Annotated in this window: 1 pseudogene; it reads left to right on the plus strand. The window is 51.6% G+C overall.

What is annotated here, in order from left to right:
* Positions 1-306, plus strand: a pseudogene (locus IFT80_RS21595) (hypothetical protein); the annotation flags it as partial.

Consider the following 306-nt stretch of genomic DNA (forward strand, 5'->3'; position numbering starts at 1 on the left):
CCGGGCTTTGCTTATATGGCATTAGCGACCTACGTTCCAGCACCCGGGCAGTCCTGCAAACTAGACAAACGTGACAACCTAAAATCACAGTTCAACCGGGAGTGGAGAACTGAATACAAACCCGATGCACAGATAGAAATACACCGCACCCGTAAAGGCTGCGAGTTGATGCTGTACAGCATAGAGCTTCAGATCAACGCGTCCTACGGGAAAGACCGAGGCGACTTCAGCCGTGATTCCGGGTTTATCGCAGTACGGGATTATCTCGACGCTCACGACAAGGGCACCTTCAATGCTACTGGTGAA

It is taken from the genome of Pseudomonas sp. CFBP 8771 (assembly GCF_014841695.1).
GTDB classification, from domain to species: domain Bacteria; phylum Pseudomonadota; class Gammaproteobacteria; order Pseudomonadales; family Pseudomonadaceae; genus Aquipseudomonas; species Aquipseudomonas baltica.